Source organism: Altericroceibacterium indicum (assembly GCF_009828105.1).
Lineage (GTDB): Bacteria > Pseudomonadota > Alphaproteobacteria > Sphingomonadales > Sphingomonadaceae > Altericroceibacterium > Altericroceibacterium indicum.
In genome coordinates, this window is sequence record NZ_WTYQ01000005.1 from 104,305 (window position 1) to 129,174 (window position 24,870).

A 24,870-nucleotide genomic window follows, 5' to 3' on the forward strand; every position below is an offset into this window, starting at 1 on the left:
TATCCTATCTAAATCGTAATGTCTGACGATAAACTGATAGCCCGCTTGGCTCCGTCTGTAGGGTCATTCTCGCAGCAAGAATGGGATGTGCTTGGCGGAGCCGGTAACCCTTTCATGTCACATGCATTTCTGACTACTTTGGAAGATTCTGGCAGCGTCGGTGTGGGTACTGGCTGGATTCCTGCACCATTGGTCATTGAGGACGAAGGTGGGCGCTTGTTGGGCGCGATTCCATCTTATCTCAAAGAGCATAGCCAGGGGGAATATGTCTTTGATCATGCTTGGGCTGATGCCTGGCACAGGGCTGGAGGAAGCTATTACCCCAAGCTCCAGATTGCAGCACCTTTTACGCCTGCTACAGGTCCTCGCCTTTTGGTGCGCGACGAAGCGCTCGCGCCGGTGCTTTTAAGGGCCGCAGAGGCACTGTGTGAGCAGAATGAGCTATCTTCAGCACATGCAACTTTTATTGAACCAGAACAGGTGCGCGTGTTTGAAGGGGCAGGGTGGCTCACCCGAAATGATATTCAATTCCACTGGAAAAACGCTGAATTTCAGACATTTGATGACTTTTTAGGTGTACTTGCCTCACGTAAGCGTAAAGCCATACGTAAGGAGCGCAAGGCAGCGCAGGATGGTGTGAAAATCCGCCACTTCTACGGCGATCAGATCAAGCCTCAACATTGGGATGCTTTCTGGGAGTTTTATCAGGATACCGGTGCGCGTAAATGGGGAACGCCCTACCTGACTCGTGAAGCCTTTGACCTTTTCGGTGAAAGGATGGGGCAAAAGGTGATCCTATTTCTGGCGTTTGAGGATGACGAGCCCATTGCTGGAGCGTTGAACTTTGCCAGTGATGAGGCGTTATATGGACGCTATTGGGGGTGCCGAATTGATAAGCCATTCCTGCATTTCGAGCTGTGCTATTATCAGGCGATAGATGTTGCCATTGGAAGAGGCTTGAAGCGGGTAGAAGCGGGGGCTCAAGGGGGGCACAAACTGGCCAGAGGCTATGAACCAGTGCGTACATGGTCAGCACATTGGATTGCCAACCCAAGTTTCAGAGAAGCCGTGGCTGACTTTCTGGAGCAAGAAAAATCCGGCATTGCTCAAGATCAGTTTTATCTTGGACGCCGCAGCCCTTTCAAGAGAGGGTAAGCGGCGTACAATACGCGAAGGGTCGGATTAGCAAGGAACTCAACCTCAGTTATTTGTATTCTATTATACAGAAAAGGCAGTCCGCAAAAGGGACATTCATGATTTTGTCTGGCCCTGAACCAATTGCGGCTTGTGCCATAATATTCCTCGCTTTATATGCCCGGCCAATCGTGGCCTGGCGTGAGCAGATGCACATAATAGCACAACGCTCGGGGCGATTTGGCGAGGTGGACCGATTGCGGAGTAGCATATATGGCTACGATTTTAGGTGACGATATCGATATTCTCGCGAAGGCTAAGCGGGCGCTGGATGGTGACTACACACCCGGCGATGACGAAGAGTATATGTCGGCCAAGCAACTCGATTATTTCCGAGTACTGTTGCTTGAATGGAAGAAGGCCATTCTGTCAGCAGCGGAGACAACGCTTCAATCCCTTCAGGATGGCCCGATCAGAGAGGCAGACCTCAATGACCGTGCATCCAGTGAGACCGACTGGGGCATCGAACTGCGTACGCGTGATCGCCAGCGTAAGCTGATTGCTAAAATCGATTCTGCTTTGCGCCGACTCGATGAAGGTGAATACGGTTGGTGTGAAGTGACCGGAGAGCCGATTGGCATTAATCGCTTGATTGCACGACCTATTGCGACAATGACTGTAGAGGCCCAGCAAGCGCATGAGCGGCGGGAAAAAATTTCGCGCGATGATTGAACGAGTAAACACGGATTGTTTTACAGTGGATCGCGCCTAAATTTGCTGTAGCATTTTAAGGAGAGATTAACCTCCGGCAGTGCAGCACGGCTGCCAGAGTTCTCAAGTGTATCCTCAGTGTGGCAAGATCGTGGAACAATGACAAAGGTCGATACTCGCCAGGTCAGTCGTGACAGTCTTTTCCTTCTCGCGCAGTTGCGTGTAGATGGAGGAGAACAGTCCCATAACGTGAGAGTGCGCAATCTCTCCGCTGGTGGGATGATGGCTGAAGGTGATGTAAAGGTTTCTACGGGAATGCCTATTTCCGTCGATTTGCGCAATATTGGTTGGGTCAATGGTGCGGTCGCATGGACCCAGGATAACCGCTTCGGTATTGCATTTGTGGATGAGATCGATCCGAAAAGGGTGCGCAATTCGGTCAAAAGTTCTGGCGATATCGAAAGTCCTCGTTTTACCCGAACAGCTATGCCTCAGGTCGATCAAAAAGATCTGTCCAAGCTCCGCAACGTTTAATCGCCGGCCGGGTTCACTCATATCAATATCATTTGATGCCTCATCGGCCTCAGCGTAAGCCAATGGCATGAGCTATCGCCGAATCTTCGCCCTTTGTGTTGCACTATGCATAATCTCGGGTTGTGGTGATCGGCGGAGTGGCCCTCTTAAAGTTGTTTTTCCGACATCGGCAGGTTCTCTTTTCGCTGAAGGTGGGGCCGCGGATAGTGCAGCTTTATATATTCGGGAGGCAACCGATTCAGGCCTTGTTGGCTTGGATAAAAACGGTGCAGTCACACCTGCCATTGCGGACCGCTGGATCGTTACTGACGACGGCAAAAGCTATATTTTCCGTTTACGCGACGGAGATTGGCCGGATGGAAGTGCTATAACGGCTAAAACCGTCCGTGCGGGATTGCAGCGCACATTGCGAGGCCTTTCCGGTTCAGCACTTGGGTTAGATGCAGCGCAAATCTCTGACGTGCGCGCCATGGCAGAGCGCGTTGTTGAAATCCGCTTGTCCAGCCCAATGCCTGATTTTCTTCAACTTCTGGCTCAGCCTGAGTTGGCGATTCGCAGGAAAGGGGCTGCTTTTGGGCCAATGAGCATGTCGCGCAAAGGGAGTATTGCGACATTAGAACTCAGAAGTCCCGACGAGATGGGGCTACCAATCGATGATGAGTGGGGCGAGCATAATCGCCCGGTAGAGGTTCAATCCCTGCAAGCAGAAGAAGCGATTTCACGCTTTAAAAGCGGCACCGCAGACATTGTGTTGAATGGCAGGTTGGGGGCATTGCCGCTCATAGATATGGGGCCCTTGTCTGGAAGTGTCTTGCAACTTGACCCGGCACTTGGTTTGTTTGGCTTGCAAGTGAAGCATGACAAGGGATTTCTGGCAGAGGCAGAGGGTCGAGAAGCGCTGAGTATGGCGCTTGATCGTGATAGTTTAGGCAATGCGGTTAATATTGGTGGCTGGACACCAACATCGCGTATCGTGGCGGCAGGGTTGGAGGGTGACCTTGGGACTATTGGCGAGCGTTGGACGGACGTGCCGATAGCGCAGCGGCGTGAGGAGGCCGCTTTACGTGTTGCAGCCTGGAAAGCATCAATACGCAGCGAATTATCCGGAAAAACCAAAAGGGCAGGACCTGCTGCATCTGAACCTTTACTTTTTCGCTTAACTGTCTGGCTTCCCAAAGGGCCAGGTTTTGATCGTCTGCTGGTAGAGCTGACCCGCCAATACGCAGAAATTGGCGTCAAGCTTGAACGGGCTGACAATTACAAGTCAGCGGATTTGGCGCTGGTGGATGAAGTTGCCCGTTATGCAGGAGCGCGCTGGTTCCTCAATCAGTTCAATTGCAAATTGAAGCGCGGTGTGTGTTCACCGGAGGCTGATAAACGGGTCAGCGAAGCGATTGTTGCAACCGATCCCGTGGAACGGGCGGCTCTTCTCACAGAAGCCGAGGCAGAATTGACGAGCAGCAATGCCTATATTCCATTTGGTGCACCGATTCGTTGGTCACTTGTGCGCGGTAGCCAGACTGGGTTCGCTACCAACCGTTGGGCTTTCCATCCCTTGCCGGAGCTTGCTGCGCTCCCCAAATAGACAAGGAAGGAGAGCAAATGTCTGACCCCAAACGCCCCAGCCCTATGGGTTTTGAACTTCCTATCGGTAACGATCCGGTGTCGATTCGTCGCCGGATCGAGATGGTCGAGATGATGCTGGAGCGGTCCTTCACGATTCCCGGAATCAATCGCGGCGTTGGGTTGGACCCCATTATCGGGCTTATCCCAGTTGTTGGAGACATCATTACCGCAGCGATGGGCGCTTATATCGTCTGGGAGGCTCGCAACCTTGGCATCCCGAAATGGAAGCTATGGCGCATGGCAGGCAATATCGCCTTCGATACAGCCATTGGTGCTATCCCTGTGGCCGGCGATTTGTTCGATTTCATTTATCGTTCAAACTCGCGCAATCTGAAGATTATCCGCAAGCACCTTGATAAGCATCATCCTGCTGGGCAAATCATTGAGGGTTGATCACTATTCCTTGAGTTCAATGTCCCAATAGAGCCAATCCCGCCATGTCTCATGTAGGTAGTTCGGCGGGAAGCTTTTGCCATATTGTTGAAGTTGCCAATTGGTAGGACGGAATGGTTCCATCCTTAGCTTCATATGAGCCTGTTTCGGAGTTCTGCCGCCCTTGCGCATGTTGCAGGGCGCGCAGGCCGTGCTGATATTTTCCCAAGTTGTACGGCCACCCAATCGGCGAGGAATGACATGATCGAAGGTCAAATGCTGCTTGCTGCCGCAATATTGGCAAGCAAAGCGATCCCGCAGAAACAAATTGAACCGCGTAAATGCCGGGAATTCGCTAGGTTTTACAAACTGCCTCAAGGCAATCACGGAAGGTATCTTCATGTCCAGCGAGGGAGATCGCACTTCGCGATCATAGCTCGCAACCACATCAACCCGTTCAAGGAAGATTGCCTTTATTGCGGTCTGCCAAGGCCACAGGCTTAGTGGGTAATAGGATAAAGGAGTGTAATCGGCGTTGAGGACCAACGCCGGGCAGTTTTCAAGCTTGCGTGTCGGATCATCATCCGCACTACGGAAGCGAGCAGCTCTTTCAATCAGTTCGGCTGTGAACACTGTTTGTGCCCTCCCTGATGATTGCAAGGGAGCATTTGCTGCGAAAAGCGTCAAGCCTGTTACAAACAGACAATCCACAGAAATTTAATTTATTTATGTCTGCTGCGCTGGGAATAACTGAGAATGATCGTTACCCGCTTCGCCCCCAGTCCTAATGGCTCTCTTCATCTTGGCCATGCTCTATCTGCGATAACCAGCTATGATCTGGCCCAAAATGGCTTAGGGCGCTTTCTCTTGCGGATTGAAGATATCGACGGTGTACGCTCGCGTCGTGAACTCGCAGATAGTTTCCGCGAAGACCTCGCGTGGCTTGGGCTGTCGTGGGAAGAGGTGCCCGCGCAATCCACTCGCCTGGCAACGTATGAAGCGGCATCGGATATTCTAAAGGCCAAAGGGCTGCTTTACCCTTGCAATTGCACCAGAGCGCAGATTCTGGCGCAAACACCTAAAATAGGCCCATTGGGGATGATCTATTCCGGTCATTGCCGAAACAATCCTCCGCCCAGTGATGCAAAAAATGTTGCATGGCGTCTCGATATTGCCGCTGCAATGGAAGAAACTGGCCCGCTCACCTGGATAGATGAATTAGCGGGGGAGCAGGTCGCTCAACCTGGTTTAGCCGGGGATGTAGTTCTGCTACGCAAGGATCGCGATACGCCATCAAGCTATCATCTTTCGGCAACCCTTGACGACGCGGCCGATGGAGTCAGTCTGGTAACGCGGGGCATGGATTTGTTTTTCGCAAGCCATATTCACCGTCTGCTTCAGGCCTTGCTCGATCTACCGGTGCCAAGATGGCATCATCATGGATTACTGGTTGATACAAGTGGCAAGAAGCTTGCGAAAAGGCGCCAATCTGCCTCATTGTTTCAAATGCGCGCTGCTGGTCTCGATGGGAAAGCGTTAGCCGATGAATTGCGCAAGAACTGCTTCCCTGCTGGCCTTACGCTTTCAAGTTCTCTAGACTGGTCTACATGAATGTTCTTCTGGTCATCGTCCTGGTTCTTTTAGCGATCATGGTGGTTGTCTCACTGGTGCGGGGCATTGTTGCCTTTATGCAGAGTACGAAGGTCGATCTGGAAAGCGGCTCCGATAAAGTGACTGAAATGCAGCTGCGTCAGAACAAGGCGATGTTTGCCCGCGTCAAATATCAAGGCGCTGCCATTTTCGTGATTATCCTGATTTTGATGTTCAATCGCTAGCCATGAACTGACCCAGCTAGTATGCTTATGCCGCAACTGCGAAGGAGTGGCATCATGAAGCATATCGGCATCATTGGAGCAGGCCAGATGGGGGCAGGTATTGCCCAGACAGTGGCTGCTTGCGGGCAGCATGTGTGGCTGGCTGACCGTGAATTATCTATCGCCGAAAAAGCAAAGGATGGCATCTCCAAACGTCTTGAGCGGCTTGTCTCCAAAGACAAGATGAGTTCCACCGATGCACAGGGCGCTCTTTCGCGCATTGTTCCAGTTGGCGACTATACGCCGATGGGTGAAGCTGATCTGGTTATTGAAGCGGCTACTGAAAACGAAACAATCAAAGCTGCTATTTTTGAACAGGTTTGCGAGATTCTGGCGAAAGGTGCGATCCTCGCCAGCAACACCAGTTCCATTTCAATCACCCGGATGGCCGCTTTAACGCCGTGCCCTGAGCGGTTTATTGGTCTCCACTTCTTCAACCCAGTTCCGGTGATGAAGTTGATCGAAGTGATTCCCGGACTAGCCACATCACAGGAAACTGTGGCGGCTACGCGTGGTTTTGCCGAGGCTTTGGGCAAGGAAGTGGTTCTCAGTGAAGACGAACCAGGCTTTGTCGTGAATCGTATTCTCCTGCCGATGATTAATGAAGCGATCTTTGTTCTTGGGCAGGGCACCGCGAATGTCGCTGACGTTGATAAAGGGTGTCGGTTGGGTTTGAACCACCCCATGGGGCCGCTTGAACTGGCGGATTTTATTGGCCTCGATACCTGCCTTGAAATCATGCATGTGATTTTCGAAAGCACAGGGGACAGCAAATATCGCTCTGCACCTCTGCTGACGAAATATGTTGCTGCTGGCTGGCTTGGCCGAAAGAGCGGCAAGGGCTTCTATGATTATGCCGGGGAAGAACCTGTTCCTACACGGTGAGCGGGAACAGGCTTTGCTTACTGCCCGTTGTGGAAGTCAAAGGAGATGATTCCATGACCAGTAAGCCAGTTGAAAATCAGGAGCAGCGTCAGGCAGGTATGGCACCTGAAACGCATAATGACGAGCAGGATGACCACCTTTCTCAGGCTCAGGAAATATCCGAAGAAGCGCAGGGGCTTACGCCGAATTCGGAAAGCCCGACTGAAAGCCTGAAGCAAAAGGCTGATGGTGATGTCTCAGGCGATTCCACACAGGACCTTGTTGATCATATGCGCGATATGGAATCGAGCGGCCGGATTGATATGGATGCCTACCGGGGTGAGCCAAATTACGACGACGATGTCGATAAATATGGCAAGCAGGCTAAACCGGAAGAGCCACGCTAAACGATAGAAACGCAATGGTCGCTCAGGGGCCGATCTTTCCGTCATTCAGAAACCAAAATCCGATGACGAGTAATAGCGCCCCGGCCACCACTGACCAGCTCATCCACCGAATATTGGGCAGTTCAGGTCGATCGATCCGGTGGGCTGACAAGCGATCAAATGTTTTACAAGCCCGGCTTTGTGCGGTGAAGGCAATGCTTGCCCCCAAAATGACGAACAAGGTTGCAATAGCTTTTGCCAGCCATGGAGGGTCGAAGTCGCCAAACACCGCGCGGAAGGCAAGGCCGATGCCAATGGCTGCAAAGGCAGTGCGAAGCCAGCCAGCAAAGGTGCGCTCAGTGGCTTGAACCGTACGGTCTTCCGCCAGATCAGTCCGATCTGCCGCAAGTTCATCCGAACCTTTGTGCTCCTCTGCCATATGCTGAGACTAAGCACCAAAACCACAAAGGCAAGCGAAGGTGTCTAGCTTTCCGCTTCGCGTTTAAGGTCATAAAGAACGTCCAAGGCCTCTCGTGGGCTCAAAGCATCCACATCGATTGATTTGAGCTTGTCACGCAATTCATCACATTGTTCCTCTAGTGCTGCTGCACTTGCGGCGAAGAGAGGCAGGTCGCCCAAGCCAGCAGCAATGCCACCGGTTTCCGCCCGGCCCTTTTCCAAGCGTTCCAGAACAGACTTGGCACGGGCGACCACTTCAGCTGGAACACCTGCCAGTTTGGCAACCGCCAGGCCGTAAGACCTGTCTGCAGGACCTTTGGCCAGTTCATGCAACAGAACCAGTTCTCCCTTCCATTCACGCGCGCGGACGTGATGGAGAGACAAAGAGTCACAGTTTTCCGCCAGGCGGGCCAGCTCATGATAATGTGTGGCGAAGAGACAGCGTGAGCGATTGCCTTCATGAACAGCTTCGACAACTGCCCAGGCTAGTGCCAAACCATCGTAAGTTGAGGTTCCACGCCCAACTTCATCCAGAATGACGAAGCTTCGGGTTGTGGCCTGCGCAAGAATGGCTGCGGTTTCCACCATCTCAACCATGAAAGTGGAGCGACCTCGGGCAAGATTGTCTGAAGCGCCAACGCGACTGAAGAGCCGATCCACCAAGCCAATGTTTGCCGATGTTGCGGGGACAAAACACCCGGCTTGCGCCAAGAGGACGATGAGGGCGTTCTGGCGGAGAAAAGTCGACTTACCGCCCATGTTAGGGCCACCGATCAGCCAAAGGCGGTCTTTAGGCTCAAGCTGGCAATCGTTGGCTACGAAGCGCTCACCCTTTTTAGCGAGTGCCGCTTCAACTACTGGATGTCGGCCACCCTGAATGTCCAGAACCGCGTCTTCCGACAGAGTAGGGCGGCACCATCCACTGTCGGCCGCTCGTTCTGCTACCCCTGCAGCAACATCTAACCGAGCCAGGGCTGCGGCGGTTTCAGCAATTGCTTGTCGCTTACTGACGACGGCGCTGGTCAGTTCTTCAAAATGTGCTTCTTCGGCGGCGATAGCCCGCCCGCCTGCTTCGGTAATGCGGTTTGCTTCCTCATGAAGATGAAGAGAGTTGAAGCGCATGGCGTTGGCCATCGTCTGGCGATGGGTGAAGTCGCTATCCGCTGCCATCAGCACATCGCCATATCGGCTTGGTACTTCGATGAAATAACCAAGCACACCATTATGTTTAATCTTGAGAGAGGAAACGTTTGTTTCTTCGCGATACCGGCTTTCAAGAGCTGCAATTGCACGACGAGCGTTGCCTGAAATACTACGCAAATCATCCAGAGAAGCGTCGTAACCTTCAGCGATATAGCCGCCTTGATTGCGTTCGGTTGGCGGTGATGCAACCAGTGCGCGCGATAAGAGGTCGATCAGGCTGTTATGACCATTGAGGAGAGGCATTGCATGTTCGAGCAACACAGGCGCTGCGTCACGCTCGCTCAATCGGTCATGAATGCGTGAACCTTTCTCCAGGCCGTCACGAATTTGGCCAAGATCACGCGGACTACCACGGCCTGCCACGATCCTGCCAAGGGCTCGCCCGATGTCGGGCAGACTGCGCATCATATCCCTAAGGTCAGATCGCAATAGCGCATCATCATGGAAGTATTGGACCAGTGCAAGGCGTTCGTCGATCGCGCCCAGATCAATCAGTGGAGCGGATAAATCCTCTGCCAATTGCCGCGCTCCGGCGCCTGTCACGCAGCGGTCTACTGAAGCCAGCAGGCTGCCCTGACGGCCGCCTTGCTGTGATTGTACGATCTCCAGGCTGGTGCGCGTTGCTTCATCCATGGCGAGGCTCGTATCGCCTGACCGCATAGTCGGAGGAAGAAGGAAAGGGAGTGTTCCGCGCCCGACGTGATCAAGATAAGCAATCAAGCCACTGGCGGCCGCCAGCATGGGGCGGGTAAATGCGCCGAACCCATCTAAAGTGGATACGCCGTGAATTTTCTTGAGGCGCTCTTCACCGCCATCGCTGGAGAAATCCTGCTTGTCCCGGCCAATGGCCTGTTCCGGCACCAGCGTGCCTTCTGCCAGCCAGCTATCGGGAACAATCAATTCGCTCGCTCCGATACGAGCCAATTGCGCATTCAGCCGTTCAGGCTGGCACTCTTCCAGTTCCATTTTGCCCGTGGAAATGTCGCAGGATGCAATACCGCACATGCCACGCAATTCGATAATTGCAGCGAGCATATTTGCTCGCCGTGGTTCCAGAAGAGCTTCTTCGGTCAAGGTGCCAGCGGTGACAAAGCGCACGATATCGCGTTTGACCAGCGTCTTCGATCCACCACGTTTGCGCGCTTCTTCCGGGCTTTCGACCTGCTCAGCGATCGCTACGCGGCATCCAGCTTTGATGAGTCTTGCAAGGTAATTCTCAGCGGAATGGACCGGCACACCGCACATGGGGACTTTTTCACCCTTATGCTCCCCCCGGCTTGTCAGCGCGATGTCGAGCACAGCACTTGCTGTCTTGGCATCGTCAAAGAAAAGTTCGAAGAAGTCTCCCATCCGATAGAACAGGAGGCAGTCTTGCGCTTCTTGCTTGAGAGCGAGGTATTGCGCCATCATCGGTGTTGCAGAGCCAGCCATAGAGACCCGGTAGCGGTGTATAGGAAGATTCGGAATGGTATTATGAAAGCTTTCCCCTACCGCTTTTGGCAAAGGTCGTTTAGGCAATTGGACAGAGACAGGAGTTAACGAGCTTTGGCCGAACAAGACAATTCGAGTTTCACCACCCGCGAAGCGCTTTTTTATCACAAGACAGGCCGCCCGGGTAAGATCGAAATTATCGCTTCCAAACCGATGGCAACGCAGCGAGATTTATCGCTCGCCTATTCGCCGGGTGTGGCCGCTCCGGTTGAGGCAATTGCCGCAGATCCCGCCTGCGCGGCCGATTATACGGCACGGTCCAACCTCGTCGCCGTGATTTCCAACGGCACAGCCATTCTGGGTCTTGGCAATCTGGGCGCTTTGGCCTCCAAGCCCGTGATGGAAGGCAAGTGTGTCCTCTTCAAGCGCTTCGCTGATGTCGATGCCATGGATATCGAGCTCAACACCGAAGACCCTGAAGCCTTTATCAATGCCGTCGCCCTGATGGAGCCGACATTTGGCGGCATCAATCTGGAAGATATCAAGGCTCCAGAATGCTTCATCATTGAACAGACTCTGCGTGAGCGGATGAATATCCCGATTATGCATGATGATCAGCACGGTACGGCCATTATTGCCGCCGCTGGCTTGATCAATGCTTGTCATCTGACGGGGCGTAAGCTCGAAGATGTGAAAATGGTCGTCAATGGTGCCGGGGCTGCGGCTATTGCTTGCTCTGCGCTCATTAAAGCGATGGGCGTTCGGCATGAAAATGTCATTATGTGCGACCGGGATGGGGTGATCTATCGTGGCCGTGAGCATGGCATGGACCAGTGGAAGAGCGCTCATGCGACCGACACGGATGCGCGTACCTTGATCGATGCACTGGATGGTGCAGATATCTTCCTTGGCCTTTCGGCTGCTGGCGCTCTGAAGCCGGAATGGCTGGAGAAGATGAAGGATAAGCCGATCATCTTTGCCATGGCTAATCCGACGCCTGAAATCTGGCCGGAAGATGCGAAGAAAATTCGCCCCAATGCCATCATTGCAACTGGGCGGTCAGATTATCCAAACCAAGTCAACAATGTGCTTGGCTTCCCCTTCATTTTCCGTGGTGCACTCGATGTGCAGGCTACTGCGATCAATGAAGAAATGAAGATTGCAGCGGCAGAAGCTATTGCGGGACTGGCGCGCGAGCGTGTGCCTGAAGAGGTTGCCGCCGCTTATGGCAAGAACCATCGTTTCGGCACGGAATATATCATTCCGGCTCCTTTTGATCCGCGCCTGATGGAGCGGGTATCAGCAGCAGTCGCAAAAGCCGCAATGGATAGTGGTGTTGCCAAGGCGCCGATCCAAGATCTCGAGCTTTACAAGATGAAGCTCAAGGCACGCTTGAACCCGACAACTTCGGTTCTGACGCAAGTTTACGCTGACGCGCAAGCCAATCCAAAGCGCGTTGTCTTCGCCGAAGCAGAAGAAGAAGTGACATTGCGAGCTGCCATACAGTTCCGCGATTTCGGCTATGGTACGCCTGTGCTGGTCGGCCGGACGAAGGCAGTCATGGATAAGCTGCAGGAACTGGGTGTATCGCACCCTGAAGCGTTCGAAATCCAGAACTCAGCCGATTCGCCCTATGTGCCTGAGATGGTCGATTACCTCTACAAACGCCTTCAGCGTCGCGGGTATATGGAGCGCGACGTTCGCCGCGTCGTCAATCAGGATCGCAACATCTTTGCCAGCGCCTTGGTCGCTTTGGGCCATGGCGATGCGATGATTTCCGGCCTGACGCGTCCATTCGCGCAGACCATGAAAGAAGTGCGCCACGTGCTTGATCCCAAGCCCGATGGTGTACCTTTTGGCGTGCATTTGATGATCGGCAAGACGAATACTGTCTTCCTCGCAGATACCACCATGAATGAACGTCCTACCGCTGAAGAGCTGGCGCATATCGCTACAGAAACGGCTGCTGTAGCTCGTCGGCTTGGGCACGAACCACGTGTAGCATTCCTGTCATATTCGACGTTCGGCAACCCGGCAGGGCGTTGGCTCGAAAATATTCGTGGTGCGGTGCAGATCCTCGACAGGGAAAATCCGAATTTCGAATATGAAGGTGAGATGGGGCCGGATGCGGCACTTAACCCGGCCGTGATGGCAAATTTCCCTTTCAGCCGCTTGTCTGCTCCGGCCAATGTGCTGATTATGCCTGGCCTGCAGTCAGCTAACCTCTCAGCTAAGTTGCTGCGGGAATTGGGCGGTAATACGGTTATCGGGCCGATGCTGATCGGGATGGAAAAGCCTGTACAGATCGCTCCAATGACGGCGAGCGCGCCAGATATTCTGACGCTGGCCGTGCTCGCCAGTGCTGGCGTGGTGAAATAACCACTGATACTAAAAGACCCGGTCGGAAGTTTCCGCCGGGTCTTTTAAATTTGATCTCACGTGCTCAATTTGCGACGGTAGCGAAAATACCAGACTTCGTGCTGCATCTCAAGTATCATATTGATTGTAAGCCTTTTTATGGAAAGCTTGAGGTTCGAAAATTGCTCCAGCAATCACCCAGCAATCACCGTCAGCCGTGATTTCTCGTGAGCCGGAGTAAGGGCTTTTCGATGTAGCGCTGATTCCGGATTACATATCGGGTCGAGTCGGCGGAGCACATCTTGCAGTTTAGAGCGCCAGGTTCATTTGACCGGTCGGCGACCAGATTTCCGGATTGCGGTGCGCGACAATGATCGCCGTCCGCTGCAACTCGCGTACTAGGCTGGCGAGCGCCCGTTCCCTCGCCTCGTCGAGCGCCGATGTCGCCTCGTCAAGCATGAGAATTGGCGCATCACTGATCAAAGCTCGGGCAAAGGCCAGGCGCTGCCGCTCTCCGCCAGACAGGGCGCTGCCATGATGCCCGACGGGCTGATGAATGCCCATAGCCGAGCGCTCGATCACCGGACCCAGCGTCGCACGGCGAGCGATGTCTTCGATCTCCCGATCACTGGCCTCTGGCCGCCCCAGGCGAATATTGTCGGCCAAAGTCCCGGTGAAGACCACCGGCTCCTGCGGCACATAGGCAAAGTGCTGCGCCAGCTTGCCATAGGTGATCCGGCTCAATGCCGCACCGCCAAGCATGAGCGTGCCATCCTCCGGATCGTCGAAGCGCATCATCAGGCCAAGCAGCGTGCTCTTGCCCGAGCCGGTCGGGCCGGTCACGATAATGCGATCGCCCGGAGCGATCGTGGCGGACACACCTTTGAGGGCGGGAGCCGAGGCAACCTTGTCGAGCACCAGAGTCGTGCCAACCGGATTTTCGGCCAGCTGTGGCGGCGGCTCCGGCAGTGACGGGGCGGAGATGACCGTGGCGAAGTCGCGCGCCGCGCGGAGTTGATCGTTGAGCATGATGCCGGCCACAGCAAGCGTTTCCAGCGGAGCCGCAGCGCGCATCACCAGCAACAGCAGGGCGAGAATTGCGGCGGGCGACAGACCTGCCACCAGCGCCAGATATATCGCCATTCCCACCACCGGAAATGCGCCCGCCATAGCTGACACGAAACTGGCCAGCGATGCCGCGCGGTTGGTGCGGCGCATTGCCGCTGCCTGCTCTTGCCAGATGCTCTGGGCAGGGCGGATCGCCTCGATAGGGCCGGCCGCTGTTCGCAGCAGTTCGAGATGGTCCACCAGATCGAGCGCCACCCGGTTCGCTTCGCCTTCCAGTTCACCCCGGCGCTGGTCGGCGTTGCGCAGCGCGCGTTGTGCGGTGAACTGCGCCATGAAGGAAAGTACGAGAAGCGCCCCGGCCACAAGCACGGCACGCCAGCCGCCAACCAGCAGCGTGCCGGGTAGAAGCAATAGCGGCAGCAATGGCGCATGGATGAAGGTCTGCAGGTGGTGCGCCGGAATGCTCATGAACCCCGGAATGGTGCGGGTTGCCACCGCGGATAGCTTCGCCCGGTTCTCATCGGTAAACCACGCCAGCTTCGCGCGCGTCAGGGCCTGCCCCAGCGAGGCGTAAAGGTCGCCTGTCAGCCGCGCACCGGTGAAGAAGCCCGCCCTTGCGGCGATTGTCGTGGCCAGCACGGCCAGACCGCCGAACAGCATGACGAGAGACGGGGGCTCGTGCCGCACAATCGCCATGGCCAGCAGCGTGTAGAACAGCGCTTCGGCAATCGCGACCGCTATCCAGGCAAGCGCAGCGGGCAGCATGCGGCGACGGGCGACACGCAAGGTATTGTCGGGCATTGTCATCGCCTAGCTCCATCATAATCGACCGGGTGCAGGGGCAGTATCTCGTCAGCCCGTGCCGCCATTGCCGGATCGTGCGTGACCATGACGATGACCTTGCCCGTGCTCTTCGCGAGCTGACGCAATTCATCCACCACGCGCCGCGAAGTGTCGGCGTCCAGCGCGCTGGTCGGTTCATCGAGCAGAAGCAGCGGCGCGCTTGAAAGGTAAGCCCGCGATATGTTCAGGCGCTGCTTCTCGCCGCCCGATAGGCGCTCGGCGTCGGTATCGAGACCCTCTTCTATTTGCGCGGCACGAAGCGCGGCTTGCAAAACATCGTCGCGGGCGTCTGGCGCTGAGAGCAGCAGATTATCGCGGATCGGAGCGGAAAGCACGTCGGTGCCTTGTGCGATCAATGCAGCCCAGGCCGTGCGGTTGGCAGGTGCCAGTTCAGCAAGGGGTGTGTCCGCCAGCAGGACCGTGCCGGTGGTGGGCGGTTCCAGCCCCGCCAATACGCGCAGCAGGGTCGTTTTGCCCGCACCGCTTGTTCCTGTGATCGCGGTCAAGGTCCCGGCTGGAAAGCAGTGCGAAACCGGGGCAAGAGCCGGTCGGTCTGCGAGCATGACCGAGAGATTGCGAACGACCAGATCGGCGCGCTCTGACGGCTGGTCGCTGACCGGGCCGCCCACCACCGACGCTTCGGCGAGAAAGGCGCGGATACGGCCTGCGGCGGCTCTGCCCATGGAGATATAGTCGAGACCATGGCCAAGCTGGCGAGCCGGCGTGACCACTGCGAGGCTGAAGAACAGGCTCGCCGCAAGTACCTGCGCCGGCCGGTCGAATCCTGTGGCATAGATAATGGCGAAGGTGGCGACAGGCTGAAGCAAGGCGGTTGCCATGGCCATGATCGTGGCAACCCTGCCGACTCGTTCAACCATGCCGCGCGAAAAGCGCTGGGTCGCTTCCTCATATCGCGCGGCCGCACCGGCTTCCGCTGCGAAGATGCGGTTGACGCGAATGCCCCGTGCATAATCGTCAACCGCTAGCGCGATGTCGCCCATCACGTCGAACTGGATCTTGCCCTCACGGGAGGCGAGGCGCGGCACCGCGACCAGAATAAACAGCGCGGCAACCAGCCCTGGGATCAGGGCCGCCAGCGATACCCAGCCCCCGATCGCCACAAGCAGGCAGATCGAGGCCAGCGGCACAATCAGGAAGGTCGCGATTTCATGGGGGAAATGCGCGATCATATGATGCAGAGCGACGATATCGTCGGCCACCAGACGTCGCAGTTTTTGGCCATCGTACTGCGAGACAGCGCTGGGGGGCAGCAACATCAGGTGCGTGGCGACCTTCTCCCGTAAGCGCGCTGCAAAGCTCATCTCGCCTGAATGGGCGAGCCAGGATGACAGAGCAGCGCACAGCGCGGTGCCGCCCGACAGGGCCAGAGCCCAAAGGGCGGTGTTTACGCCCGGCTCGCCAATGAAGCATACCAGCATCCAGAGCACGCTCACCGTCAGCAGCCCACCCGCTACAACCAGTGCAACGCTGAGGCCAAGCCATGGCAGTGATGGGCGCAAAGCCTCGTTGAAAGCGTCGGCGTTTTCTTTGGGTTCGCTTCGCACCGGTCATAGCTCCAGTGCGAGATCGTCGAACTCCTCGGGAGTTCCGCCCTTGGCCAGCAGGCTTTCGTAGACCTTCTGGCGTATCTTATCGACCTGGCTGTTGCTGATGCCGCTGGTCCAGTATCCAGCAACGGCTACAGCGCTTGCGGGAAGGCCGAGCGTGTCGCGAAAATGGGCGCGGATGGTGCGCATTTCCTTGCGTTCCCCGGCCCCCCATACGCTGCCGATCATTGGGTCGTTCAGTGCCAGTGTCTGTTCCAGCAGGGGTACATCCCCTGTGCCTGCGCCACCAATCCGATGCAGCGTAAGGCCCGGGCAGGCAGGCAGTTCGGCGAAATAGGACTCGTCATCGACATGGACCCAGCCGGTGCCCGGAATGGGCGCTTCGGCCTCGGCGAGTATCGCGCAGAGCGCGGGAATCCCGGTCGCATCCAGAAACAGCGCCAACTTCTTGCCATTCGCATCAGGGATGAGGAAATGCGGACGCGGACCAGCAATGTCGAAGCGCGCATCGCGATCAAGCTGCGACGACCATTGCATCATCGGACTGCTTTCGCCGTGCAGAATGATATCGAAAGAGATTGTCCGGCGCGCGGGATCGAATTTGCGCACGGTGTATATCCGCGATGCGCCACCATAATCGTCGCCCAGGAAGATGCGAAAAGCGACATTGGCACGCCCCCATGCCGCATGGTCGATGATCTCTGGCAGCCGCGCGGTCACCCTGCGCACGCTTTCAAATGGCTGGCTTACACGCTCCACCACTGCGGTGACGAACTCCAGCCCCCGGTCATGCTTTTCCTCGCGCACCATGGCTTCCTCACACAAATAGAAACAGACTGTTGCAAACTAATACAACGCCCTCTAACGCTGCTGCGAATCATTTGCAAGCCATCAACTGTCAGCCTGAGGAAAGCTTCGAATATGACCATCACCGGATCATCGCATCGCTCCGTTACCAGTCTTCGTAGGGCGCTGCTGCGCGGCGCGGCTCTTGCGGTAGCCATTGCGGCGAGTGCTGGTGCAGCGCAGGCTCAGGAGGCTCCGCAGGCGGAGGACGCGCAGGCGCAAACCACCATCATGCCTCTGGAAATCATCGTTCTAGGCCAAAAGCTGGAGCGAACCGTGAGGGAGACGGCCAGCTCAATCGACGTGATTACGGCAGAGCGGCTGAACGAGAGGAACGATCAGGCTACAGTTGCCGATGCCCTGCGCGGGGTGCCCAATGTGATCTACGCCGGAGACACCGACGCCCCGATCATCCGCGGTATCGATGCCAAGGGGCCGATCACCTTTGGTAATGCCTATCTGTCGAAGCCGATCCCCGGAGCGACGATCAGCGTCGATGGGCGCTATCTCAATGCCGGCGAACTCGACATCGGCGCCGCCGGGACATGGGACGTGGCGTCGATCGAAGTCTACCGCGGCCCGCAGACCACCTCGCAGGGCGCAAATGCGATTGCCGGGGCTGTGGTCATGAACACCAACGACCCGACATTCTCGCCCGAGTTTGCCGGCCAGGTGCTGCTGGGTGAACGCAACAAGTATCGCGCATCGCTTGCCGCCTCTGCGCCGCTCAGCGGGGATATCGCCGTGCGCGTGGCGATAGATTACAGCGGGCGCGACACCTTCGTCACCTATTCCAGTCCGACCTTCACCGCCGGCGACTTCGATTTCGACTGGATGAACCTCAACGTCCGGACGAAACTGCTCTGGGAACCGGTTTCCATTCCCGGCCTTTCCGCCAAGCTCACCTATTCGCACACCAAGGCCGAGCGCCCCCGCAACGAAGCGGTGTCCGAGCCCTACGCCGATCTGCAGAACGCAACGCTCTATCAGGACAATCTGACAACGAACAACGACACCGGGCTGTTTGATCTGTCCTACGAATTCAGCAATGGCGTGCGACTGCACAACCAGCTGCAATATTCCGAAGGCAGCTACGACTATCGCTTCGCACCACCCTTTGCCGGGATCGCGGACCGATCGAACACCAACGTCTCCAACGAAACGCGCCTGAATTTCGGCAATGTGGGCAATGGCCTGAGCGGGGTGGTCGGCTTTTATTACTGGCACGACAAGACCCGCAATATTCTCGACAACGAACTGGGTAACGCCGACGCCGATCTCACGCATATTTCGCTCGCGCCCTTTGCCGAGCTCTCGCTGCGCTCCGGACGCTGGGTGTTGACGGGCGCCCTGCGCTATCAGCACGACACTGTGAAACATGACGGCACCGCCAGCTACGTTCCGGGAGTGACCTACGTTTACAGCGGCGATTTCGATGCGGTCCTGCCCAAGCTCTCGCTATCCTACGACCTGACCGACGAGGCCACGGTGGGCGCACTCGTCAGCCGCGGTTACACCCCGGGCGGCACCGGGCTGAACTTCCGCGGTGCGCAATACTATACGTTCGGCAAGGAAACTGCCTGGAACTATGAGCTGTTCACGCGCATGGCGCTTTGGGACGGGCGCGTGACGATCAACGGCAACCTGTTCTACACCGACTATCGGGGCTCGCAGCGCTCGGTAACCGACTATCTCGATGGCCGCCCCTTCGGCGCGATCATTGTCAATGCCGACAAGGCCGAAACCTTCGGGGCAGAGATCGGCTTTGAAGCACAGCCGATCTCTGCCCTGACGATCTACGGTTCGCTCGGTCTGCTCGACACCGAAATCAGCGAATTTGCCGACTATCGCGGCGAGGTGTTCGTCGGAAACGAATTCAGCCGCGCGCCGGGCCATATGTTCACTCTGGGTGCGGACCTGAAGATCACCTCCGATCTTCGCATTAGCGGCGATGTCCGCCACACCGGCGGCTACTATTCTGACGATACCAACGATCCGGCCCTGGAGGTGGGTTCCTATACGCTCGCCAACCTGCGCTCCTCGTGGACGCTTGCGTCCGGGGTCGAGCTGTTCGGATATGTCACCAATCTGTTCGACAGCCATGCCCCGGTACAGCGGTTCATCGACCGGAGCGTGGCCGGAACATCGGCCTATATCGTCGAGCCACGAGAAGTCGGCGGCGGCGTGCGGCTGCGGTTTTGATTGGCCAGGCTTTCTCGAACGCCCCTAGGATCACGCCATGACCGATGCTCCCCCACGCAAACCCGGCAGGCCCAGCCGCCTGTCGCGCGAAAAGATTGCCCGCGCCGCGCTCGACATCGGGCTCGACCGGGTCACGCTCACCAGCCTGGCAACCCGGCTTGGCGCGGATCACTCCTCGCTTTATCGCCATGTGACGGGGCGCGAGGAGATCATCGCGCTGGCCGCGCAGATCGCGGTCGAGGAACTGGACTGGCGCGCGCCCGAAGCGACCGGCTGGCGTGACGAGCTTGTCATCCTGACCGACGCACTGTGGGCCTTGTACGAGCATAACCCCGGCCTCGCGCAGGCAGTGCATCGCGGGGAAATCACCCCACAAGCGGGCATGCGTTCCTTCGCCGAGTCGGTGGCCCGCCTGCAGACCAAGGGTTTCCCTCTCGATGAAGCACTGATGGCGGTCGATATGCTGGTCGATATGGTGGGCGAGTGCTTCCTCGGTTGGTGGTCGATCTCTACCACCGACGACGATGGCCGCCAGCAGCGCCAGCGCATGATCGATCTGTGGGAAGCACAGGCAGACGAAGCGCCCGATTACCGCGAACAGCTCATGGGCATGAGCGCCATCATGCACGCAGGCCGCCGCCAGTGGTGGGAGAACAAGCGCGATCTTGTCCTCGAAGGGATCGCGGCCACCCGTGCCCGCAACGCCGCGCTCGACGATACGGCAGCGGGCGATCTATGACCGCCCGCACCTGGCTCACCCAACCGGCCGCCCTGATGCTGTTCGCCGCGCTTTGCTGCGCCTCCGTTCTGATCGGCGCCACGCCGATCGGACCCGGCGCGCTGGCATCTGCGAACGAGGACGTGTGGCGGATCGTGCTATCCAGCAGGTTGCCGCGTCTGGCGGCGCTGGTCCTGACGGGTGCCGGGCTCGCGATCTGCGGTGTCATCCTGCAACAGATCGTTCGCAACAGGTTCGTCGAACCGGCGACCACCGGCGGGCTGGACGCGGCAAAGATGGGCATGCTGATCGCGCTGACGAGCATGCCCCAACTCGGAAATCTGCCGAGGATGTTTGCCGCCTTGGTGTTCTGCCTCGCCTCCAGCCTGCTATTCGTCACCGCTATCCGCCGCCTTCGCTTGCGCAATGCGGTGCTCGTGCCGGTCATCGGCCTGATGTACGGCAGCGTGCTTAACGCGCTCGCCGAATTCTACGCCTACCAGAACAATATCATGCAAAGCATGCAAGGCTGGATGCTAGGCGATTTCTCCCGCGTGGTTCAGGGCAATTACGAGGTCATCTGGATCATCCTGCCGATCGTGGTGGCCAGCTATCTGTTTGCACACCGCTTCACGATCGTCGGCATGGGCGCGGACATGGCGACCAGCCTTGGGCTGAGCTACCCGGCGATGGTCACCTTCGGCCTGATGCTCGTGGCGGCGACGATTGCCTCCACCATCATCACGGTCGGGGCCATTCCATTCGTAGGCCTGATCATCCCCAACCTCGTTTCGCTGTATCATGGCGACAATCTGGCCCGGACCCTGCCGCTGATCGCGCTCGGCGGCGCTTCATTCCTGCTCGTCTGCGACATTGCCGGGCGGCTGGTGATCCAACCGTTCGAGATGCCCATCGGCCTCACCACCGGCCTGTTGGGCGGGATCATGTTCCTCGTGCTCATCTGGCGCAAATCGCGATGACCCGTTCGCTGCGGACCCTGGCTGTTTGGGCCGTGCTTGGGGCGCTGGCCGCCGCGTTCCTGTTGGCCGGAGCGGCGCTGGACTTCGACTATGTGATCCCGCGGCGGCTGACCCGGCTTGCCGCCATCGTCATCGGCGGCATCTGCATTGCCTGGTCGTCCATCGCCTTTCAGACCATTACCGAAAACCGCATTCTGACGCCCGCCATCATGGGCTACGAGGCGATCTACCTGCTGCTTCAAGCGCTGCTGGTTTTCGCTTTGGGTGCGGGCGGCCCCATGCTGTTGGGCGCGAACGGCAATTTCCTGCTCTCGGTGGCGGTGTTGCTGGCCTATTCGCTGGCTATTCACGCCTGGCTGTTCCGCGGAGGCAGAAACAACGTCTATTTCCTGCTGCTGGCAGGGCTGGTCATGACCATTGCCATCAGCGCGCTGACCGAGGTGATCCAGTACAGCATCAGTCCCGGCGAATTTGCCCTGCTGCAAGGCTATTCGCTGGCCTCGTTCAACCGGGCGGAGCCTGCGCAACTGGCCATTGCCGCCGCGATCCTGACGCTGGTCAGCGTGCCTGTCATCCGCTCGCTGCGCACCTTCGACGTGGTGTCGCTCGGCCGCGATCAGGCCATTTCGCTGGGGGTCGATTATCAGCGTTTCGTGCGGCTTCACCTCGGCCTGATCGCGCTGCTTGTGGCGATCTCGACCAGCCTGATCGGCCCCACGGCTTTCATGGGCATCTTCGTCGCCAACGGCGCCTATGTCCTCGCGCGCGATCACCGTCATCGCAGCATCCTGAGCATGGGCTGCGTGATTGCCATTGCCTTGTTCCTGTGCGCGCAGCTGCTGGTGGAACATGTCTTTAACTACCGCACCACGGTCGGCATCCTCATCAATCTATCTTGCGGGTTGTTCTTTCTGGCCTTGTTGGTGCGCAGGAGCGAACGCGCATGATCTCCGTGCAAAGCCTTCGGAAAAGATATGGCGAGAAGGTGGTCGTCGAGGATGTGAACCTCGATTTCCCTGCTGGTAAGCTTACCTCGCTGATTGGCCCCAATGGCGCAGGCAAGACGACGCTGCTGATGATGATGGGCCGCCTGTTGGCGCGCAGCTCGGGCGAAGTTCGTCTTGAAGGCGAGGATATCGCGGTGCTTCGCCCAGCCGATTTCGCGCGACGCATCGCAACGCTTCGCCAGTCGCCCGATTTCAACCTGCGCCTCACGGTTGACGAACTCGTGGCCTATGGCCGCTTCCCTTACAGCAGAGGTTTTCTGACCGCTGAAGACCACGCTGCCATCGAGCAAGCGCTCGCCTTCGTGGAGATTGACCATCTGCGCCGCGCCTATATCGACGAGTTGAGCGGCGGACAGCGCCAGATGGCCTTCCTCGCCATGACGATCGCGCAGCAGACCGACTGCCTGCTGCTCGACGAACCGCTCAACAATCTCGACATGAAGCACGCTGTCGGCATCATGCGCGCGCTGCGCCGCCTGTGCGACGAGCAAGGGCGAACGGTTATTCTTGTCGTCCACGACATCAATTTTGCCGCCAACTACTCCGATCACATCGTCGCCATGAAAGGCGGACGCGTGTTCCGCGCGGCCCCCGTTGCGCAGGTGGTGACCAGCGCGTGCCTGCGAGAGCTGTACGGTCTCGATTTCGAGGTTTCCGCGAGGCCGGACGGATACTTCTGCAATTACTTCAAACCGATGGGAATATGTAAATGATGCTGAAGCTGAAAAGCGCGACCAGCGCCTGCGCCCTGCTTGCTTGCGCGGTCATGCTCCAGGGATGCGACCGCTCGGGCAATGACGCGCGCGAGGATGCCCAGGAACAGGCTGAGGGCGATTTCGCCCCCGTTACCGTCAAGCACAAGCTCGGCACCACCGTGGTCAGCTCCCCTCCGCAGCGGGTGGCTGCGCTCGATATGAACGAGGTCGATTTTCTCGATCAACTCGGTGTCCCCATCGCGGGTATGCCAAAAGATTTCATTCCCGGCTTTCTCGCCAAATACCGGGACGATGATACAATTGCCGATCTCGGCTCGATCGTTCAGCCCAACACGGAAAAGGTTTACGGGCTGCGGCCAGATCTGGTCTTGATCTCGTCCTTGCATGCCAATCAGTACGAAGCACTATCGCAGATCGCCCCGACAATTTCTTTCGATGTCGACTATCAGGACACCGGCAGCGATTATTTCGACACGGCCAAGGATCACCTTCTCACGCTCGGCCGCATCTTCGGGAGGGAGGAACTCGCGCGGCGCAAGGCCGACCAACTCGAAGCAATAATCGTCGAGGCGAGAGACACCATTGCCGACCGTCCGGAAAAGGCGCTGATCCTGATGCACAATGCCGGGGCCTACCGGTTCATGGGCGTCAATTCGCGCTATGGCTTCGTCCATGAAGCGCTTGGGGTCAGCCCCGCCAGCGATGAGGACGCGGAAAGCCTGCACGGCCTACCCGTTTCAAGCGAATTCATTCAGCAGGCGGACCCCGACATCATCTATCTGATCGATCGGACGGCGGTGATGGAGCACCGCGCTGGGATGAGCGCGGCAACCATGGATAACCCGCTGATCCGAGCCACCAAGGCGTGGAAAAACAAGCGCGTGATCTTTGTCGACCCCGAAGCCTGGTACGTCACCGGAGCTGGCCCCACGTCGATCGGGATCGTGATCGACGATGTCCTCAAAGGCTATGCGGACAGTCGGGGAGCTGCGGACTGATATTGCCTTCGACGGTCCTTCTGGCACATCGTTCTTCCGTCACCGCGCGCCTGTGCCCCGGTCTTCCTGAGCTCTGATCCACAGCGAGGGTAAGAGGCCGGTAACGCCCTTGAAGGCGGACGAGAACTTTCCCGGATTGGAATAGCCGCACATCGTCGCAACTTGTGTCACCGAGCATCCGGAGCGAAGCAAGGCTTCGGCGCGTTCCATGCGGCGTTCTGTCAGCCAGGCATAGGGGGCCAGCCCGGTGCGGGCACGCAGGGCGCGCGTGAATCCGCTGCTGTCCATGCCCGCAACCCGGGCGAGCTGGGCGACCGACAGATCATAGGCGAACCGATCTTCAACATAGGCTAGCACTTGCGCGTAGCGCAGGTCGGACAGGGGATGGGACTTTCGGCGACCGGGGCGAGCACCGCGCAACTCCGCCAGACGGCGCAGGATCAATGACCGGCCTTCGTCGAAGAAAGCGGTCGATGCGCCGTGAATGGCGGCTTCATGACGCAAGGTGGTGATGACCGATACCAACAGGCCGTCATCCTGAAATGTCCCGGCAAGCGCCGTGATGTGATCGAGGTCCAGCGGGCTTTCCGCCTCGCCGGGATCGGGCAGCAGGGCGAGCCCGATCATCGACGTCTTGCCCGCCTTGGCGAAACCCTGCGCATTGGGCGGACTGATCGCAAGCGTGCCACGGCGCCAGACGCCTTCAAGCGCCGCGCCGTCGATATGCTGAACCAGTCTGCTGGATGGTCCGGTAGCGAGCGCGATCCGCAAGAATGGGCCATTGTGAACCTCGCCCTCGAAGGCCGGGTAGTCGGTGCTGATGAGCATGGCGGTGCCATCGCCATTGGCGTGGACCTGATCGGCGTTCTTCATATGATGCTCGATCCGGGTGCGATCGGCCGCCGCACAGCGATTAATTCCTGAATTGGAGAAGTCGGTCCCGGATCGGAGTAGTGCAGTCATGATACTCTG

At 57.6% G+C, this 24,870-nt stretch carries 23 protein-coding genes; 16 read left to right on the forward strand and 7 right to left on the reverse strand.

The genetic code is table 11. The features are described 5' to 3' along the window. Positions 1–18 precede the first annotated feature (18 nt). The 5 genes from GRI39_RS12725 (at position 19) to GRI39_RS12745 (ending at position 4,398) form a co-directional block, all read left to right on the forward strand. Complete coding sequence (locus tag GRI39_RS12725; protein ID WP_160740108.1) at positions 19–1,155, forward strand: GNAT family N-acetyltransferase; 1,137 nt, start codon at positions 19–21, stop codon at positions 1,153–1,155. A 252-nt stretch (positions 1,156–1,407) separates the two neighbouring features. Continuing rightward, the gene (dksA, locus tag GRI39_RS12730; protein ID WP_160740109.1) at positions 1,408–1,866 is read left to right on the forward strand and encodes an RNA polymerase-binding protein DksA; all 459 of its coding nucleotides are present in this window, start codon (positions 1,408–1,410) and stop codon (positions 1,864–1,866) included. 138 nt (positions 1,867–2,004) lie between these two features. Next, a complete protein-coding gene (locus GRI39_RS12735; RefSeq protein WP_160740110.1) occupies positions 2,005–2,379 on the forward strand; it encodes a PilZ domain-containing protein in 375 nt (124 codons plus the stop codon). Positions 2,380–2,632: 253 nt separating this feature from the next. Then, a complete protein-coding gene (locus GRI39_RS12740) occupies positions 2,633–3,964 on the forward strand; it encodes an ABC transporter substrate-binding protein (RefSeq protein ID WP_160740111.1) in 1,332 nt (443 codons plus the stop codon). 17 nt (positions 3,965–3,981) lie between these two features. Next, positions 3,982–4,398 carry a DUF4112 domain-containing protein gene (locus GRI39_RS12745; RefSeq protein WP_246205074.1) on the forward strand — a complete coding sequence of 139 codons (417 nt, stop codon included), beginning with the start codon at positions 3,982–3,984 and terminating at the stop codon, positions 4,396–4,398. 3 nt (positions 4,399–4,401) lie between these two features. Here GRI39_RS12745 and GRI39_RS12750 read toward each other — a convergent pair whose 3' ends face one another. Beyond that, positions 4,402–5,010 carry an HNH endonuclease gene (locus GRI39_RS12750; RefSeq protein ID WP_160740112.1) on the reverse strand — a complete coding sequence of 203 codons (609 nt, stop codon included), beginning with the start codon at positions 5,008–5,010 and terminating at the stop codon, positions 4,402–4,404. A gap of 123 nt (positions 5,011–5,133) precedes the next feature. On the opposite strand from GRI39_RS12750, the gene gluQRS reads away from it, so the two are divergent. From gluQRS to GRI39_RS12770, 4 genes are read left to right on the forward strand one after another with little or no spacing between them, the layout of a single operon-like run. Then, positions 5,134–5,988 (forward strand): tRNA glutamyl-Q(34) synthetase GluQRS, encoded by an 855-nt coding sequence (gene gluQRS / locus GRI39_RS12755; RefSeq protein WP_160740113.1) that lies wholly within the window; start codon positions 5,134–5,136, stop codon positions 5,986–5,988. Further along, positions 5,985–6,212 carry an HIG1 domain-containing protein gene (locus tag GRI39_RS12760; protein WP_160740114.1) on the forward strand — a complete coding sequence of 76 codons (228 nt, stop codon included), beginning with the start codon at positions 5,985–5,987 and terminating at the stop codon, positions 6,210–6,212. The genes gluQRS and GRI39_RS12760 overlap by 4 nt, the downstream gene beginning before the upstream one ends. A 54-nt stretch (positions 6,213–6,266) precedes the next feature. Further along, a complete protein-coding gene (locus tag GRI39_RS12765; RefSeq protein WP_160740115.1) occupies positions 6,267–7,136 on the forward strand; it encodes a 3-hydroxyacyl-CoA dehydrogenase NAD-binding domain-containing protein in 870 nt (289 codons plus the stop codon). Between the two features lie 53 nt (positions 7,137–7,189). Continuing rightward, on the forward strand, positions 7,190–7,522 hold the full coding sequence (locus GRI39_RS12770; RefSeq protein ID WP_160740116.1) for a hypothetical protein: 333 nt from the start codon (positions 7,190–7,192) through the stop codon (positions 7,520–7,522). A 22-nt stretch (positions 7,523–7,544) separates the two neighbouring features. Here the strand turns inward: GRI39_RS12770 and GRI39_RS12775 are convergent, their stop codons facing one another. Both GRI39_RS12775 and mutS read right to left on the reverse strand, forming a co-directional pair. Further along, complete coding sequence (locus GRI39_RS12775) at positions 7,545–7,940, reverse strand: YidH family protein (RefSeq protein ID WP_160740117.1); 396 nt, start codon at positions 7,938–7,940, stop codon at positions 7,545–7,547. A 44-nt stretch (positions 7,941–7,984) separates the two neighbouring features. Then, on the reverse strand, positions 7,985–10,594 hold the full coding sequence (gene mutS, locus GRI39_RS12780; protein WP_211371603.1) for a DNA mismatch repair protein MutS: 2,610 nt from the start codon (positions 10,592–10,594) through the stop codon (positions 7,985–7,987). Positions 10,595–10,708: 114 nt separating this feature from the next. On the opposite strand from mutS, the gene GRI39_RS12785 reads away from it, so the two are divergent. After that, positions 10,709–12,973: an NADP-dependent malic enzyme gene (locus GRI39_RS12785; RefSeq protein ID WP_160740118.1), complete on the forward strand. Its 2,265-nt coding sequence runs from the start codon at positions 10,709–10,711 to the stop codon at positions 12,971–12,973. A 288-nt stretch (positions 12,974–13,261) separates the two neighbouring features. Here GRI39_RS12785 and GRI39_RS12790 read toward each other — a convergent pair whose 3' ends face one another. Genes GRI39_RS12790 through GRI39_RS12800 form a run of 3 tightly spaced genes read right to left on the reverse strand, consistent with a single transcriptional unit; the run spans position 13,262 to position 17,241 of the window. Then, on the reverse strand, positions 13,262–14,827 hold the full coding sequence (locus tag GRI39_RS12790; protein ID WP_160740119.1) for an ATP-binding cassette domain-containing protein: 1,566 nt from the start codon (positions 14,825–14,827) through the stop codon (positions 13,262–13,264). Next, complete coding sequence (locus GRI39_RS12795) at positions 14,824–16,428, reverse strand: ATP-binding cassette domain-containing protein (protein ID WP_211371604.1); 1,605 nt, start codon at positions 16,426–16,428, stop codon at positions 14,824–14,826. The genes GRI39_RS12790 and GRI39_RS12795 overlap by 4 nt, the downstream gene beginning before the upstream one ends. Before the next feature lie 3 nt (positions 16,429–16,431). Then, entirely contained in the window at positions 16,432–17,241 is an 810-nt protein-coding gene (locus GRI39_RS12800; RefSeq protein WP_160740120.1) for a siderophore-interacting protein, read from the reverse strand. Between the two features lie 111 nt (positions 17,242–17,352). On the opposite strand from GRI39_RS12800, the gene GRI39_RS12805 reads away from it, so the two are divergent. From GRI39_RS12805 to GRI39_RS12830, 6 genes are read left to right on the forward strand one after another with little or no spacing between them, the layout of a single operon-like run. After that, a complete protein-coding gene (locus tag GRI39_RS12805) occupies positions 17,353–19,479 on the forward strand; it encodes a TonB-dependent receptor (protein ID WP_160740121.1) in 2,127 nt (708 codons plus the stop codon). A gap of 37 nt (positions 19,480–19,516) precedes the next feature. Then, positions 19,517–20,218: a TetR/AcrR family transcriptional regulator gene (locus tag GRI39_RS12810; RefSeq protein ID WP_160740122.1), complete on the forward strand. Its 702-nt coding sequence runs from the start codon at positions 19,517–19,519 to the stop codon at positions 20,216–20,218. Beyond that, a complete protein-coding gene (locus GRI39_RS12815; protein WP_160740123.1) occupies positions 20,215–21,177 on the forward strand; it encodes an ABC transporter permease in 963 nt (320 codons plus the stop codon). The genes GRI39_RS12810 and GRI39_RS12815 overlap by 4 nt, the downstream gene beginning before the upstream one ends. Beyond that, positions 21,174–22,124: an iron chelate uptake ABC transporter family permease subunit gene (locus tag GRI39_RS12820; RefSeq protein WP_160740124.1), complete on the forward strand. Its 951-nt coding sequence runs from the start codon at positions 21,174–21,176 to the stop codon at positions 22,122–22,124. The genes GRI39_RS12815 and GRI39_RS12820 overlap by 4 nt, the downstream gene beginning before the upstream one ends. Then, on the forward strand, positions 22,121–22,897 hold the full coding sequence (locus tag GRI39_RS12825; protein ID WP_160740125.1) for an iron ABC transporter ATP-binding protein: 777 nt from the start codon (positions 22,121–22,123) through the stop codon (positions 22,895–22,897). The genes GRI39_RS12820 and GRI39_RS12825 overlap by 4 nt, the downstream gene beginning before the upstream one ends. Then, positions 22,894–23,898 (forward strand): siderophore ABC transporter substrate-binding protein, encoded by a 1,005-nt coding sequence (locus GRI39_RS12830; RefSeq protein ID WP_160740126.1) that lies wholly within the window; start codon positions 22,894–22,896, stop codon positions 23,896–23,898. The genes GRI39_RS12825 and GRI39_RS12830 overlap by 4 nt, the downstream gene beginning before the upstream one ends. 39 nt (positions 23,899–23,937) lie before the next feature. On the opposite strand, the gene GRI39_RS12835 is transcribed toward GRI39_RS12830, so the two are convergent. Further along, positions 23,938–24,861: a helix-turn-helix domain-containing protein gene (locus GRI39_RS12835; RefSeq protein WP_160740127.1), complete on the reverse strand. Its 924-nt coding sequence runs from the start codon at positions 24,859–24,861 to the stop codon at positions 23,938–23,940. Between the last annotated feature and the right edge of the window lie 9 nt (positions 24,862–24,870).

Bases quoted from the DNA above. Each gene is read 5' to 3' on its own strand.
- GRI39_RS12725 (WP_160740108.1), top strand. From the start codon at position 19: ATGTCTGACGATAAACTGATAGCCCGCTTGGCTCCGTCTGTAGGGTCA.
- dksA (WP_160740109.1), top strand. From the start codon at position 1,408: ATGGCTACGATTTTAGGTGACGATATCGATATTCTCGCGAAGGCTAAG.
- GRI39_RS12735 (WP_160740110.1), top strand. From the start codon at position 2,005: ATGACAAAGGTCGATACTCGCCAGGTCAGTCGTGACAGTCTTTTCCTT.
- GRI39_RS12745 (WP_246205074.1), top strand. From the start codon at position 3,982: ATGTCTGACCCCAAACGCCCCAGCCCTATGGGTTTTGAACTTCCTATC.
- gluQRS (WP_160740113.1), top strand. From the start codon at position 5,134: ATGATCGTTACCCGCTTCGCCCCCAGTCCTAATGGCTCTCTTCATCTT.
- GRI39_RS12760 (WP_160740114.1), top strand. From the start codon at position 5,985: ATGAATGTTCTTCTGGTCATCGTCCTGGTTCTTTTAGCGATCATGGTG.
- GRI39_RS12765 (WP_160740115.1), top strand. From the start codon at position 6,267: ATGAAGCATATCGGCATCATTGGAGCAGGCCAGATGGGGGCAGGTATT.
- GRI39_RS12770 (WP_160740116.1), top strand. From the start codon at position 7,190: ATGACCAGTAAGCCAGTTGAAAATCAGGAGCAGCGTCAGGCAGGTATG.
- GRI39_RS12775 (WP_160740117.1), bottom strand. From the start codon at position 7,940: ATGGCAGAGGAGCACAAAGGTTCGGATGAACTTGCGGCAGATCGGACT.
- mutS (WP_211371603.1), bottom strand. From the start codon at position 10,594: ATGGCTGGCTCTGCAACACCGATGATGGCGCAATACCTCGCTCTCAAG.
- GRI39_RS12790 (WP_160740119.1), bottom strand. From the start codon at position 14,827: ATGACAATGCCCGACAATACCTTGCGTGTCGCCCGTCGCCGCATGCTG.
- GRI39_RS12800 (WP_160740120.1), bottom strand. From the start codon at position 17,241: ATGGTGCGCGAGGAAAAGCATGACCGGGGGCTGGAGTTCGTCACCGCA.
- GRI39_RS12805 (WP_160740121.1), top strand. From the start codon at position 17,353: ATGACCATCACCGGATCATCGCATCGCTCCGTTACCAGTCTTCGTAGG.
- GRI39_RS12810 (WP_160740122.1), top strand. From the start codon at position 19,517: ATGACCGATGCTCCCCCACGCAAACCCGGCAGGCCCAGCCGCCTGTCG.
- GRI39_RS12815 (WP_160740123.1), top strand. From the start codon at position 20,215: ATGACCGCCCGCACCTGGCTCACCCAACCGGCCGCCCTGATGCTGTTC.
- GRI39_RS12820 (WP_160740124.1), top strand. From the start codon at position 21,174: ATGACCCGTTCGCTGCGGACCCTGGCTGTTTGGGCCGTGCTTGGGGCG.
- GRI39_RS12825 (WP_160740125.1), top strand. From the start codon at position 22,121: ATGATCTCCGTGCAAAGCCTTCGGAAAAGATATGGCGAGAAGGTGGTC.
- GRI39_RS12830 (WP_160740126.1), top strand. From the start codon at position 22,894: ATGATGCTGAAGCTGAAAAGCGCGACCAGCGCCTGCGCCCTGCTTGCT.
- GRI39_RS12835 (WP_160740127.1), bottom strand. From the start codon at position 24,861: ATGACTGCACTACTCCGATCCGGGACCGACTTCTCCAATTCAGGAATT.